This is a genomic window from Streptomyces sp. NPDC001980, from assembly GCF_040296885.1.
In the GTDB taxonomy this organism is placed as follows: Bacteria; Actinomycetota; Actinomycetes; order Streptomycetales; family Streptomycetaceae; genus Streptomyces.
Map to the genome: position 1 here is coordinate 1 of NZ_JBEOYD010000091.1, position 13,001 is coordinate 13,001.

The window sequence follows — 13,001 nt, forward strand, 5'->3', positions numbered from 1 at the left end:
AGAGCTGACGCTGGATGAGGCCCTGGGAACGGCGCGAGAGGTTGGTGAACATCGCGTTGACGTTGCCCCGGAGGAGGGCCTGCTCGGCGGCGAGGTCCTCGGCCACCGTGACGACCACCTGACGGCCGCCGATGTGCAGATCCGCCGTGGCCGACCACGGGTGGCCGGCGTGGTGGGCGGCCGCACGCAGGATGCGCACCTCGCCGGTGACGGCGGGCAGTCCCGCCCTGCTCAGCACGGCGTCGATCTTCGTGCGGGCGTATGCCATGGTCTCCTCGTCCACGGCGCCGTCGGAGCGCAGCTCGACCGCGGGCGTCGTCTGGGAGCTGTTGGTGGTCATACGGGTTTCTCCTCGGAAATCAGGAGCTGACGGACTCGGGATGGGCGGAACAGGGGGGGCGATTCAGACCGGGGGGCCCGGCAGCCACAGGTCGGGGCCGAACACCTCGTAGCGGATGCGTCGCGCGGGCACGCCGGCGCTCAGCAGCTGTCCCCGTACGTCCCGCATGAAGGGGAGCGGACCGCACAGGAACACCGTGGCGTTGTCGGGGAGTTCGGTGTCGCTCAGGTCCATCGGGCCGGTGCTGGCGGCGGGTTCCTCCGCTCCGGGACGCTCGTACCAGAAGACGGCCCGGGCGTTCCGTAGTTGATCGACGAGATCGTGCGTCTCGGTGCGCAGGGCGTGGTCGGCGGGGGAGCGGTCGGCGTGCAGGACCAGGACCCGGCGGATCGAGCGGAGGCCGGCCAGGTGGGCGAGGATGCCGGTCATGGGGGTGCAGCCGATGCCCGCTGAGACCAGCACGACGGGGGTGGTGGTGTCCACCGGGTCGTCGAGGAAGACGTCGCCGAACGGTGCGGACAGCAGCAGCTCGTCCCCCTCACGGACGGTGTCGTGGAGCAGGTTGGAGACCTCGCCGTCCGGTCCGGCGGTGTCACCGGTGACCCGCTTCACGGTGATCCGCCGCAGCCCGTCGCCCGGGTCCGAGGAGAGGCTGTACTGGCGCAGCTGGTGCACTCCGTCCGCCATGCACACACGGACGCTCACGTACTGGCCCGCGCGGGCCCGCGGAATGCGTTCGCCGTCCGCCGGGCGGAGCAGGAAGGAGAGGACGTCGGGGGTCTCGGTGCGGCGTTCGACGACTGTCCAGGGCCGCCAGATCCCGCCGGGCTGGACGCCCGCGTCCTGGTAGAGGAGCGCCTCCCGGCTGATCAGGGCCCCGGCCATGAGCCAGTAGACCTCGTCCCAGGCGGCAGCCACCTCCGGGGTGACCGCCTCCCCGAGGACCTCGGCGATCGCGCCGAACAGGTACTTGTGCACGATCGTGTACTGGTCGTCGGTGACGCCGACGGCGGCGTGCTTGTGCGCGATCCGGGACAGCAACTGGTCCGGCCGCGTCCCGGGATTCTCCAGCAGCGCGCCGGCGAACCCGGCGATCGCACCGGCCAGCGCGCGACGCTGCTCCCCACTGGCCTGGTTGCCGCGGTTGAACATGCCGTCGAGCAGCTCCGGCCGGTCGTGGAACATCGTGGCGTAGAAACGGGTGGTGATCTCGTCGAGCGCTCCGGCCACGGCGGGCAGGGTGGCGCGTACGAGGGCGGTGGATTCGGCGGACAGCATGGGATCTCCCTGACGGGGCGGACGATGGAGGAGGAGGCGGCCGCATCGCCGTGGGGTCGGCGGCCTTCTGTCCGGCGGTCAGGTACCGCCGGGAGGCCTATGCGTCGCGCCCGTAGTAGGCCGCGCGCATGAGCTGCCGCATGTCGTCGAGCATGGGCATCCGCGGGTTGGCGGGTGCGCACTGGTCCTCGAAGGCGTTCAGGGCCTGCTGGGGGAGTGAGTCGAGGAAGGACCGCTCGTCGATGCCGAGGGCCTGGAACGACGGCTCGATGCCCACGGCGTCACGGAGCCGCTCCACGGCCGAGGCCAGTGATGCGACGCCCTCCGCCGCGGTGGCGGCCGGCAGGCCGAGGGCGCGGGCGATGTCCTGGAAGCGCTCGGGGGCACGGTAGTGCTCGTACTTCGGCCAGCCGGTGAGCTTGGTGGGGACGGTGCCGTTGTAGCGGATGACGTGCGGCAGCAGGACCGCGTTGGTACGGCCGTGCGCGATGTGGAAGGTGGCACCGAGCGTGTGGGACATGGCGTGGACGATGCCGAGGAAGGCGTTGCCGAACGCCATGCCGGCGATGGTGCCGGCGTTGTGCATCTTCTCCTGCGCCTCGGGCCGGGCCGCGCGGTCGTTCACCGCCGCCTCGATGTTCTCGAAGATCAGCCGGATCGCGTGCAGGGCGAGACCGTCGGTGAAGTCGTTGGCGTAGACGGACACATACGCCTCGACGGCGTGGGTGAGGGCGTCGAAGCCGCTGTCGGCCGCCAGCGCGTGCGGGAGTTCGGCGGCGAGCAGCGGGTCGACGATGGCCACGCTGGGGGTGAGGGCGTAGTCGGCCAGCGGGTACTTCTTGCCGGTGGCCGGGTCGGAGATCACCGCGAAGGGGGTGACCTCCGCGCCCGTGCCCGATGTGGTGGGGATGCATACCAGGCGGGCGAGCTTCCCCAGGACGGGGAAGCGGAAGGCGCGCTTGCGGATGTCGGAGAACTTGTGCCGCATGTCGGCGAAGTCGACGTCCTTGCCCTCGGCCTGCTGCTCGTACAGCAGCCACATCACCTTGGCCGCGTCCATCGGGGAGCCTCCGCCCAGGGCGATGATGGTGTCCGGGCGGAAGTCGCCCATGAGGCGGGCGCCGCGCCGGACGGAGTCGATGCTGGGCTCGGGCTCGACGTTGTCGATGACCTGGATGGTGACCGGCTCCCGGCGCCGCCGCAGCACGCGCTCGACCCGGTCGACGAGCCCGAGGCGGGTCATCGTCGCGTCGGTGACGACGGTGACGCGGTGGACGTCCGGCATGGAGGTCAGGTAGCGGATGGACTGCGGCTCGAAGTAGATCTTCGGCGGGACCTTGAACCACTGGAGGTTGTTGCGGCGCACGGACACCCGCTTGACGTTGAGCAGTTGGGCGGCGGAGACGTTGTTGGACACCGAGGTGCTGCCCCAGGATCCGCAGCCGAGCGTCAGGGACGGCAGCAGGCTGTTGTAGATGCCGCCGATCGCGCCCTGCGAGGAGGGGGCGTTGACGATGATCCGTACCGTCTTCATACGACGGCCGTACGCCTCGGCGAGTTCGAGGTCGCCGGTGTGGATGACGGCGCTGTGGCCCTGCCCGTGGAAGGCGACCATGTCGGCCGCCAGGTCGAAGCCCTGCTCCTCGGAACCTGCCCGCAGGACGGCGAGGACCGGGCAGAGCTTCTCGCGGGTGAGCGGCTCCTGCGGACCTACCTGACCGGTCTCGACGAGGATGAGTGAGGTGTCCTCGTGCACGCAGAACCCGGCCTGTTCGGCTATCCACGCCGGACTCTGCCCGACGGCCGTGGAGTTGACCTTAGGCTCGCAGCCCGCGCCCCCGCCCGCGGCCTTGTCGGCCGGGAACAGGAACGCCTCCAGCTTCGCCTTCTCCTCGGCGGTCGCCAAGTGGGCGTGCAGCGTGCGGAATTCGGTGAGGACCGCGTCGTAGATCCGCTCGTCCAGGATGACGGCCTGTTCGGAGGCGCAGATCATGCCGTTGTCGAACGACTTCGACAGCACCAGGTCGTTCACGGCCCGGCGCAGGTCGGCGCTGTGGTGGACGTAGGCGGGCACGTTGCCGGCGCCCACGCCGAGCGCGGGCTTGCCGGCCGAGTACGCGGCCTTGACCATGGCGTTGCCGCCGGTGGCGAGGATCAGCGAGACGCCCGGGTGGCGCATCAGAGCGCCGGTCGCCTCGACGGACGGGGTCTCGATCCACTGCACGCAGTGCTCCGGCGCGCCCGCCGCGACGGCCGCGTCCCGCACGACGCGGGCCGCCTCCGCGCTGCAGCGCTGGGCGGAGGGGTGGAAGGCGAACACGACCGGGTTGCGGGTCTTGAGCGCCATCAGGGCCTTGAAGACGGTGGTGGAGGTCGGGTTGGTGACGGGGGTGACCGCGCACACCACACCGACCGGCTCGGCCACCTCGATCATGTCGTCGATGTCGTCACGGGCGATGACGCCGACCGTCTTCATCGGGCCCATGCTGTGCGTGACGTACTCACAGGCGAACATGTTCTTGGCGGCCTTGTCCTCGAAGACTCCGCGTCCGGTCTCGTCCACGGCGAGTCGTGCCAGCCCGGTGTGCTGGTCGAGGGCGGCGACCGAGGCCTTCTTCACGATGTGGTCGACCTGCTCCTGGTCGAGCCCCTCGTAGTCGGCGAGCGCCTTCAGCCCGTTGGTCACCAGGCGGTCCACCGCGATGGCGATGTCGGACGGCGCGTCGGCGGGTTCGGTGGTCGCGCTGCGGTCGTCGTGGCGGGTCATGTCGGCAGGCCTCCGTCGTGGAAGGGCGGCAACCGCACGGATGGCGGCGCGGAGGGAGCGGCACCTCGGGGGATGGGTACCGCTCCCATCAGCAGCGTCTCTCGTCAGCGACGGCACACCCAGGTCCCGTTGGTCCCCGTGAGGGACTGATCGGCCCCGGGGTGCCGGGGCCAGGTGTCCCATGCGGCGGGACTAGTCGGAGGGCGCGCCGGAGGAGGGGGCGCCCTCGACCCGGCGGGTGCCGTCGGCGCGGAAGGCCAGGCCGTTGACGACGCCGACCACTCCGTCCACCCGGTACGTCAGCCGGATCGCGGTCGGAATGTCGTCGTGGTGCACTACGGCTCCTGCCAGGGTGACCATGCCGTCCCTGACCGAGACGGTCACGCCGGCGGCCGGGAGCCCGAGCGCAAGGTCCAGCACCTCCTCGCGGACCTCCCGGCTGATCTCCTCGTCCGTGCGCAGGAAGACCCGCAGCAGGTCACGCCGGGTGGCGATGCCGATCAGCCGGTCCTCCTCGTCCACGACCGGCAGGCGCTCGACGCCGTGACGCTCCATGACACGTGCGGCATCCGCTATCCGCTGTTCCGGATGCACGGTGATCGCAGGCGTCGACATCAGATCCCGAGCCGTGACCGCGCGGGGGACGGCACCGGAGCGAGGACGCCTGAGGCGGCTCGACGGGTGTCGCCGCGACCGCCCCGCCCGGTCGTCCGGGGACCGGGCCGCCTGGCGACGGACCAGATCCGTCTGCGAGACGACGCCCACGACCTTGTCGTCGTGGTCCACGACGGGCAGGCCGCTGATCCGGTGCTGATCCAGCAGCCGTACGACGTCCTTGAACGAGGTCTCCGGGTGCGCCTCGACGACGTCGGAGGTCATCACCTCACCGACGATGCGGGCCATGGCACCCACCTCCTTTCCGGCCGGGCCCGGGCTCGGGGACGCGATCCGGGGCCCCGTGCTCATCTGCTGTCGCTCGATCCCGGCCCGGACAGTGCGGCCCGGCCGGCCTCCAGGCGGGCGACCGGCACGCGGAACGGCGAGCAGGACACGTAGTCCAGTCCGGCCTCGTGGAAGAAGTGGACGGACTCGGGATCGCCGCCGTGCTCGCCGCAGACGCCGATCTTCAGGTCGGGGCGTGCGGCGCGGCCCTCGTCGACGCCGATGCGGACCAGCCGGCCCACGCCGTCACGGTCGAGGGTCTCGAACGGCGAGGTGGCGAATATGCCCTTGTCGAGGTAGGCGGAGAAGAACGCCGCCTCGACGTCGTCGCGGGAGAAGCCCCACGTTGTCTGGGTCAGGTCGTTCGTGCCGAAGGAGAAGAACTCCGCCTCCTCGGCGATCCGGCCCGCGGTGAGCGCGGCCCTGGGCAGCTCGATCATGGTGCCGACCGGGCAGTGCACGGGCACACCGGTCTCCTCGGACACCTCGGCCAGGACCCGTTCCACTTCCGCCCGCTCGATGCGCAGTTCCTCGACGGCGCCGACCAGCGGCACCATGATCTCCGCCTCGAGGGAGCCCCCGGCCCTCGTACGCGCCACGACCGCCTCGGCGATCGCCCGTACCTGCATGGCGACCAGACCGGGCACCACCAGGCCCAGGCGCACGCCCCGCAGCCCGAGCATGGGGTTCTCCTCGTGCATGCGATTGACCGCGTCGAGCAGTTCGGTGTCGTGCGGGTCCGGGTGCTCGCCCCGGGCTTCGTCGGCGGCGATCCGCACGGCGAGGTCGGTGCGGTCGGGCAGGAACTCGTGCAGGGGCGGGTCGATGAGCCGGATGGTGACCGGCAGACCGTCCATCGCATCCAGGATGCCGATGAAGTCCTGGCGCTGAAGGGGCAGCAGTGCGCCCAGCGCATCCTTGCGCTCGGTCTCGTCGCGAGCCAGGATCATCGCCTCGACCAGCTTGCGCCGCTCGCCGAGGAACATGTGCTCCGTCCGGCACAGCCCGATACCCCGGGCGCCGAACCGCCGGGCGCGGGCGGCGTCCTCCGGGGTGTCGGCGTTCGCACGCACCTCCAGCCGGGCGGTGCGGTCGGCCTGCTCCATGGCGTCGGCCACGGACTCGACCAGCCCGGCCGACCGCTCGCCCGACTCGAAGTACCGCATCACCGCGGAGTCGACCAGCGGAGCAGCGCCCAGAAACACGGTGCCCTCGGAGCCGTCGACGGAGATGACCGTGCCCTCATCCACGACGGTCTCGCCCACGGTGAAGCGACGGCCCTTGGCGTCCACGGCGATCTCTTCCGCGCCGCAGACGCACACCGTGCCCATGCCGCGGGCGACCACGGCGGCGTGACTGGTCTTCCCGCCGCGGCTGGTGAGCACCGCCTGCGCGGCGATCATGCCCGGCAGGTCGTCGGGGGTGGTCTCCTGGCGGACGAGCACGACCTGCTCGCCCGTGGCGGCCCGCCGGACGGCCTCGGCAGAGTCGAACACGGCGGCGCCCACGGCCGCGCCCGGTGAGGCGGGAAGGCCGTGCGCGAGCGCCTCGCCGACGGCGGAGGTGTCGAACCGGGGGAACATCAGCCGGGCGAGCCCGTCCCCGGTGACCCGATCCAGTGCCTCGGCGGGACTGATCAGACCCTCGTCCACCAGCTCGGCGGCGATGGCGAACGCGGCTTCGGCGGTCCGCTTGCCGACCCGGGTCTGCAGCATCCAGAGGCGGCCGCGCTCGATGGTGAACTCGATGTCGCACAGATCCCGGTAGTGGGCCTCCAGGGTCTCCATGTGACCGCGCAGCTGAGCGTACGAGACAGAGTCGAGCTCTTCCAGGTCGGCCAGCGACACGGTGTTGCGGATGCCGGCCACGACGTCCTCGCCCTGGGCGTTCGGCAGGTAGTCGCCGTACAGGCCGGGGCGCCCGGTGGCGGGGTCGCGCGTGAAGGCGACACCGCTGCCCGAGTCGGAGCCGAGGTTGCCGAAGACCATGGTCTGCACGTTCACCGCGGTGCCGAGGTCGTCGGCGATGTGTTCACGGTGCCGGTAGACGCGGGCCCGCTCGCCGTTCCAGGACTCGAAGACCGCGAGGACGGCCCGGCGCAGCTGCTCGTCCGGGGACTGCGGGAAGTCCTCGCCGGTCTCCCTGCGGATCAGGTCCTTGTACGTCTCGACGAGCTCGGTCAGGTCCGCCGCGTTCAGGCCCAGGTCGTCCGTGGCGCCCCGGTCGCACTTGAGGTCGGACAGAGCGCTCTCGAACAGTGCGCTGTCGACGCCCATGACCGTACTGCCGAACATCTGTACGAGTCGGCGATAGGAGTCCCAGGCGAAGCGCTCGTTCCCTGACACCTTCGCCAGGCCGAGCACGGAGTCGTCGCCGAGGCCGATGTCGAGGATCGTCTCCATCATGCCGGGCATGGAGAAGCGTGCCCCGGAACGGACGGACAGCAGCAGCGGATCGTCGGGCTGTCCCAGCTTTCGACCGGCCGCCTTCTCCAGGGCGGTCAGATGCCCGGAGATCTCCTGGGCCAGTCCGTCCGGCTCGCTGCCGGAGCTGAAGAAGGCCCGGCAGGCCTCGGTCGTCACGGTGAAACCCGGCGGCACCGACAGCCCCAGCCGGGTCATCTCGGCAAGGTTCGCCCCCTTGCCGCCGAGCAGGCCGGCCAGCTCACGGCCGCCCTCCGCGAAGTCGTACACGTATCGGACCATGATCTCGGTCTCCTCCGTCGGGCTTCGGCTGGATGCGCTCTCCAGCGTCTGCCTGCCGGTGTCGGAGGGGGCAGGTGCTGTCGGTCCCCTCTGGAGGGCCGGTCGGCCCAGGCGCGTGTGTCGCTGCCCGGCTTTGGTCGGCTAGTTCTTCTGGAGTGCGCGGGTGACTCCCGCGATGACGGAGGTGGTCAGCACCCAGCCGAAGGCGATCAGCAGGTAGGCCAGCCACTGGAGAGTGCCGTTCGACCAGTACCAGGCCGTGCGCTGGCCCAGGCCGCCGATGGGGATCAACAGGTCGAGCGTGTAGACGAGGGGCTGGAACGGGGCACCCTCGCCTCGCTGGACCGGACGCGGGGAGTGGCCGCCGAAGGACAGTGTGCCCAGCAAGGTCAGCGCGAGGAGCCAGACGCCGGACAGCCAGGGACGGTAGCCGTAGCCGACGGTCACGTCGAGCAGGTGCCCCCAGGCACGTGCGGCCGGGGGCAGGGTATGACGCCGGTGGCGCTGTTTGGCCAGGAGTACGCGGCGGGCTTCGTCGTCGTGGCCGGACTTCCGGTACCAGCTCGCCAACTGCTCGTAGGGTTGGGGGTTGTAGCCGGGGCTCCGTCGTATCCACGCCACGCGCTGGGCCACGGAGTTCCGCCGCCCCACTGCCTCCCGACCTCCGCCCGCCTCGGCCGACTTGATGGAGCCGTAGACGAAACCGTCCAACTCCACTACCTCGGGCCAGCTGTGCTCGCTGTCGTGCAGGTACGACACCTGCGCACCCTGCAGGTCCACGGCACCGGACGGTGGTGCGGCGAGGGCGAAGGCGAAGTCGACTGCCTGCATCAACGGTGCCGACAGGGAGGGGCCGTTGCCGTCGGGCGGGCCGTTCAGCACGGCCCCTGCGAAGCTCAGGCCGGCCGAGACCCGGGCGCCCCGCAGGCCTACGGTCCCGTTCGCGACGAACCCGTCGGAGAGGATGACCATGGAGGCCACGGAGTTCTCCAGATTGAGCGCCAGGCCACGCGGGCTGGGCTCCTCCAGCCGCGCGCCGTTCATGTACAGGCCGCCGGGCAACTGCGCGCCCGGCAACCGTACTTCACCCCGTGCGACGAAGCCGGGCCGACAGAAGAACCCCCCTTCCATGACGAGGCCGCCGGCTGCCAGGGCCCACCCGTTGGGCGCGTTGAGCTCGGCCTTGTTGAGGATGACGCCGCCGGTCACTCGGGCGTTGGTGAGGGACAGCGCGGTGATGCGATGGTGGAAGTGAGAGGGGGCACCGCTCTCGATGATCGAGCGCCCCAGGTCCACGTTCCCCTCGATACGGGTCGCCCCGGCCTCGATGCCAGGCACCTGGCAGCCTTTGAAGACGAGCGTCTGGGTCGTCGCCCCGAGCAGGTTCACCGCCTCCTCGAACCAGCACTCCTCCAGCCAGAGGGCATACGCGAGCTGCGCACCGGCGAGGTCGAGCGGTCCGACGATCCGCGCCCCGGCGAGCCGCAGACACGGCACGGCACCGGGCTGCCCAGTGTGCGCGCCCAGCATCAGCGCCCCAGAAGTGCTCCAGAAGGAGACCGCCGGCCACCGGGCCGATGGCGATCCCCAGTCCGCTGGTGGCCGCCCACACACCGATCGCCCTGCGCCGCTCGCCCGGGTCACGGAACATGTCGGTGATGATCGACAGGGTGGACGGCATCATCATCGCCGCGCCCACACCCATCCCGGCCCGTGCCGCGATGAGCATCCCCGTCGAGCCGGAGTACGCGGCCCACGCCGACGTTCCCCCGAACACCGCCAGGCCCGTGACGAACACCCGTCGGCGGCCGAACCGGTCCGCGCTGCTGCCGGCAACCAGCATCAGTCCGGCGAAGACCAGGGCGTAGGCGTCCACGATCCATTGCAACTGGGTCATCGAGGCGTCCAGTTCGCGGACCATAGTGGGCAGTGCCACGTTCAGGATCGTGTTGTCCAGAGTCACGATCAGCAGTGACACACAGAGCACGAGCAGTGCCGCCCAGCGGTTGGCCGGACCGCGATTCCTCGGTGCTGTGGCCTGTTCCGGTACGTCTCGTAAATTCGTCATGGGCCCATGCAAGGCCGCGGGCCCGGCGGCGGGGCAGATACCGAACGTCCCTGGGAGGGTCCGAGCGGCCCTCCCAGGGCGCGTGCGTCACCGGTGGTGCATGGTCTCCAGCGCGGCCGCCAGGACGTGGGGGTCGTGGTGGCCCTTGTAGACGGCCGGCGGCTGCTTGTCGAGGTGGAGAAGCTCGGACACCGCCGCCCACGCCGTGCGTACGGAGTACTCGACCGTGAAGACGACGTCGTCCGGTACCTCGGCGAACTGGCCGATGAAGGCGAGGTTGACCGAGCCCTCGGGCACGACCTCGGGGCGGTCGTCGCGGCGGCGGTTCAGGAACTGGCTGGTGATGTAGGGCATCACGCAGGGAATGACGGTCGAGGTCTCCAGGACGCGGGCGCTGGTCGGGGCGTCGAAGTGCAGGTGGTGCAGGACCTCTTCGAGGATTTCCCGGCCGGAGCACATGGTCATCGGTTTGGGCGTGTGGTTGCCTGCGCGGCCGGGGAAGAGGCCGTAGCCCCACCAGACCGAGACGTCGTCCGGCTGGTCGCGATAGACGGGCTGGCGGTTGGCGACGATGGTGAGCAGCCAGTTGGAGTCGGTGAAGGTCATCAGGCCGCCCTTGCCGGTCTCCCGGCCGCTGAACTCGGCCAGTGCGTCGAGGAAGACGGGGTCCTTGGCCGTGACGGTGAAGGACTCCCAGCGGGACTCCTTGACGTGCTTGTCGAAGGCGTCCGGGTTCCCGAAGTTCTCGTGTCCTCGGGCCAGCCGGTGCCAGAGCAGCCAGGCGTCCGAGCGCTGGGGAGGCGGGGGCGGGGGAGAGGTGTGCGTGCCCCGGCTGGAGGCGTCGGTCATGGAGCCGTTGGTGACCAGGACCAGATCCTCGGGGGCGATGGCGATCCGCTCCTCGCGGCCGGCCCGGACCAGTCGGACGGCCTGCACCGTCTTGCCGTCCTTCCCCGGCGCGAAGTCGAGGTCGGTGACCGTACAGCCAGGGTGGATGGTCACGCCGCGCTCGCGCAGCCAGGACGCCAGGGGGCGCACGATCGAGTCGTACTGGTTGTACCGGGTCCGGTGGATGCCGGACATGGAGCCGAACTCCGGGAACAGGTGGATGAAGCGGCGGAGGTAGCGGCGGAACTCGATCGCGCTGTGCCAGGGCTGGAAGGCGAACGTGGTGCACCACATGAACCAGAAGTTGGTGGTGAAGAAGTGCTCGCCGAAGCAGTCGGTGATCCGCTTGTCGTCCAGGTGCCCCTCGGGGGTCGCCAGACACCGGACCAGCTCCAGCCGGTCGCGCTCGGAGAACCCCATCGAGCGGGAGTCGACGATCTTTCCGTCCCCGTCGACCAGCCGGGCGATGTCGTCCCAGGCGAACTCCTCGTGCCCGGCCAGGATCTCCTGGGTCACGGTCACCGAGGGATCGTCCAGCGTGGGAATGCCGGACAGCAGGTCGTACGTGCAACGGAACTCGGCCTCGAACATCCGCCCGCCGCGCATGGTGTAGCCGGCCTCCGCGCTGCCGCCCGCGTCCAGGCTGCCCCCGATGCCCATCTGCTCCTCGAAGAGATGGATGTCCGCGCCGTCGAACCCGCCGTCGCGGATCAGGAAAGCCGCCGCGGCGAGCGCCGCGATCCCGCTACCCACCAGATATGCCTTCGCCATCACAAGTCTCCTCGTCGCTCGCGTCCGCGGATCGGGAACCGCACCTCCTACGTTTTCCTGCGCGAGCGGCGCCGTCAGTGGGCCGTTGGTCACCGGTCGGGCCCAGACGGCTCTGGTGGTCAGGCGGGGGCATCGCCTCGGGAGCTGTGCCACGGTGTCGGTCGACAGCACGAAGAGCATGGGGGATGGCGTTCGAAGGGGACAGCGGTCAGCGCGCCCGGATGCCGAGGCGAAAACGCCAGGGCTGCGTGTTGTGGATCGACGGCGCGGCCACGGCGGCGGAGGCCCGTTTCTCCAGCGTGAACGCGTCGAGAGCCGTGGCGGACATGGTGACCTTCTTCCCTGACAGGGCCGCGCTGCGGCCCCACCAGAGGGTGTGGTGGCGGCTTCGAGCATCCCGGCGGCGAGGCTGAGCAGCAGGGGTCGTTCGGCCTTCTGCGGTGCCGGCTGTCGCCCGGCGTTCAGCGATCGGCCGATGAGGTCGGACCCGGTTGCACGCGACGTCCCGTGCGGCAGGTCGCGCGGAAGGCCAGGGGAGGGCCGCCCGTCATGCCCTCGGAGGCGCGCCTCTGGCGGAATGGCGGGGTTTCCCGCAGCTCGCGGTGACGAGGGGCGGCCGGTCGACGGTGTACGGGCCGCAGGAGAGGCACGGGAGCGGATGGGGCAGGAGTTGACCGACGTGCTCGGCGCGGAGGGGCCGAGGTCCTGGTCGTCGGCAGCCGGGGCGGCGGGTTCGCGCGTGCCCTGCTCGGTTCGGTCAGCGTGCGAGGCTCACGGCACACAAGCTGCCCGGCCTTGGACTGCGTGTCCGGTACCGGCGAGCGGGCGGACAGCCCCCGAGCCTGCTCAGGCTCATGCCGTCGACCGTCACACCGCCGCGTGGGCGGCCACCGCATGCGTCGCGGGCTGTCCACCGGAGGCTGCTGCTGGTGCGATCAGCGGATCGGGTTGGCCCTGTCCGTGACCGTGGACGGACCGTGACCGTCGTCGCAGGTCGGCCGACGACGATCACGGTCCGTCGGACGATGCAGCGGCGGGCCGGGTGGAGGGGCGTGAGCGCACGGGCAGTCGGTGCGTAAGAGCGCGACCCCACCGCTGCTCACCTCGCCGGTCGGCTCCCGGTCTCCGGTTGTTCCAGGTGGGTGGCGAGGACCGCTGCCTGGACGCGGCGCTGGACGCCCAGTTTGGCGAGGAGGCGGGAGATGTGGTTCTTGACGGTCTTCTCGGAGAGGTAGAGCTTCT

Annotated in this window: 9 protein-coding genes and 1 pseudogene; 1 reads left to right on the forward strand and 9 read right to left on the reverse strand. The window is 70.6% G+C overall.

Features of this window, described 5'->3' with window-relative positions; translation table 11 throughout:
• From ABT137_RS50520 to ABT137_RS50555, 8 genes and pseudogenes are all read right to left on the reverse strand, one after another.
• The coding region (locus tag ABT137_RS50520) for a hypothetical protein (RefSeq protein WP_351720730.1) at nt 1–340 on the reverse strand (340 nt) is incomplete at its 3' end.
• A gap of 63 nt (nt 341–403) precedes the next feature.
• Nucleotides 404–1,618, reverse strand: coding sequence for a globin domain-containing protein (locus tag ABT137_RS50525; protein ID WP_351720733.1), 1,215 nt, complete (start codon nt 1,616–1,618; stop codon nt 404–406).
• A gap of 97 nt (nt 1,619–1,715) precedes the next feature.
• Nucleotides 1,716–4,385, reverse strand: coding sequence for a bifunctional acetaldehyde-CoA/alcohol dehydrogenase (adhE, locus tag ABT137_RS50530; protein WP_351720735.1), 2,670 nt, complete (start codon nt 4,383–4,385; stop codon nt 1,716–1,718).
• A gap of 192 nt (nt 4,386–4,577) precedes the next feature.
• The gene (locus ABT137_RS50535) at nt 4,578–5,288 is read right to left on the reverse strand and encodes a CBS domain-containing protein (protein WP_351720737.1); all 711 of its coding nucleotides are present in this window, start codon (nt 5,286–5,288) and stop codon (nt 4,578–4,580) included.
• A gap of 59 nt (nt 5,289–5,347) precedes the next feature.
• Complete coding sequence (gene ppdK, locus ABT137_RS50540) at nt 5,348–8,032, reverse strand: pyruvate, phosphate dikinase (protein WP_351720739.1); 2,685 nt, start codon at nt 8,030–8,032, stop codon at nt 5,348–5,350.
• 141 nt (nt 8,033–8,173) lie between these two features.
• A complete protein-coding gene (locus ABT137_RS50545; RefSeq protein ID WP_351720747.1) occupies nt 8,174–9,562 on the reverse strand; it encodes an oxidoreductase in 1,389 nt (462 codons plus the stop codon).
• Between the two features lie 67 nt (nt 9,563–9,629).
• Nucleotides 9,630–10,100 (reverse strand): annotated as a pseudogene (locus ABT137_RS50550) (MFS transporter); the annotation flags it as partial.
• A gap of 87 nt (nt 10,101–10,187) precedes the next feature.
• Nucleotides 10,188–11,762, reverse strand: a complete 1,575-nt coding sequence (locus tag ABT137_RS50555) for an oleate hydratase (protein ID WP_351720742.1) — start codon at nt 11,760–11,762, stop codon at nt 10,188–10,190.
• A 702-nt stretch (nt 11,763–12,464) separates the two neighbouring features.
• On the opposite strand from ABT137_RS50555, the gene ABT137_RS51180 reads away from it, so the two are divergent.
• On the forward strand, nt 12,465–12,740 hold the full coding sequence (locus ABT137_RS51180) for a hypothetical protein (RefSeq protein WP_502984722.1): 276 nt from the start codon (nt 12,465–12,467) through the stop codon (nt 12,738–12,740).
• A gap of 118 nt (nt 12,741–12,858) precedes the next feature.
• Here ABT137_RS51180 and ABT137_RS50565 read toward each other — a convergent pair.
• A partial coding sequence (locus ABT137_RS50565; RefSeq protein WP_351720745.1) for a LuxR C-terminal-related transcriptional regulator occupies nt 12,859–13,001 on the reverse strand: 143 nt, incomplete at its 5' end.

Bases quoted from the DNA above. Each gene is read 5' to 3' on its own strand.
- ABT137_RS50525 (WP_351720733.1), bottom strand. From the start codon at position 1,618: ATGCTGTCCGCCGAATCCACCGCCCTCGTACGCGCCACCCTGCCCGCC.
- adhE (WP_351720735.1), bottom strand. From the start codon at position 4,385: ATGACCCGCCACGACGACCGCAGCGCGACCACCGAACCCGCCGACGCG.
- ABT137_RS50535 (WP_351720737.1), bottom strand. From the start codon at position 5,288: ATGGCCCGCATCGTCGGTGAGGTGATGACCTCCGACGTCGTCGAGGCG.
- ppdK (WP_351720739.1), bottom strand. From the start codon at position 8,032: ATGGTCCGATACGTGTACGACTTCGCGGAGGGCGGCCGTGAGCTGGCC.
- ABT137_RS50545 (WP_351720747.1), bottom strand. From the start codon at position 9,562: ATGCTGGGCGCGCACACTGGGCAGCCCGGTGCCGTGCCGTGTCTGCGG.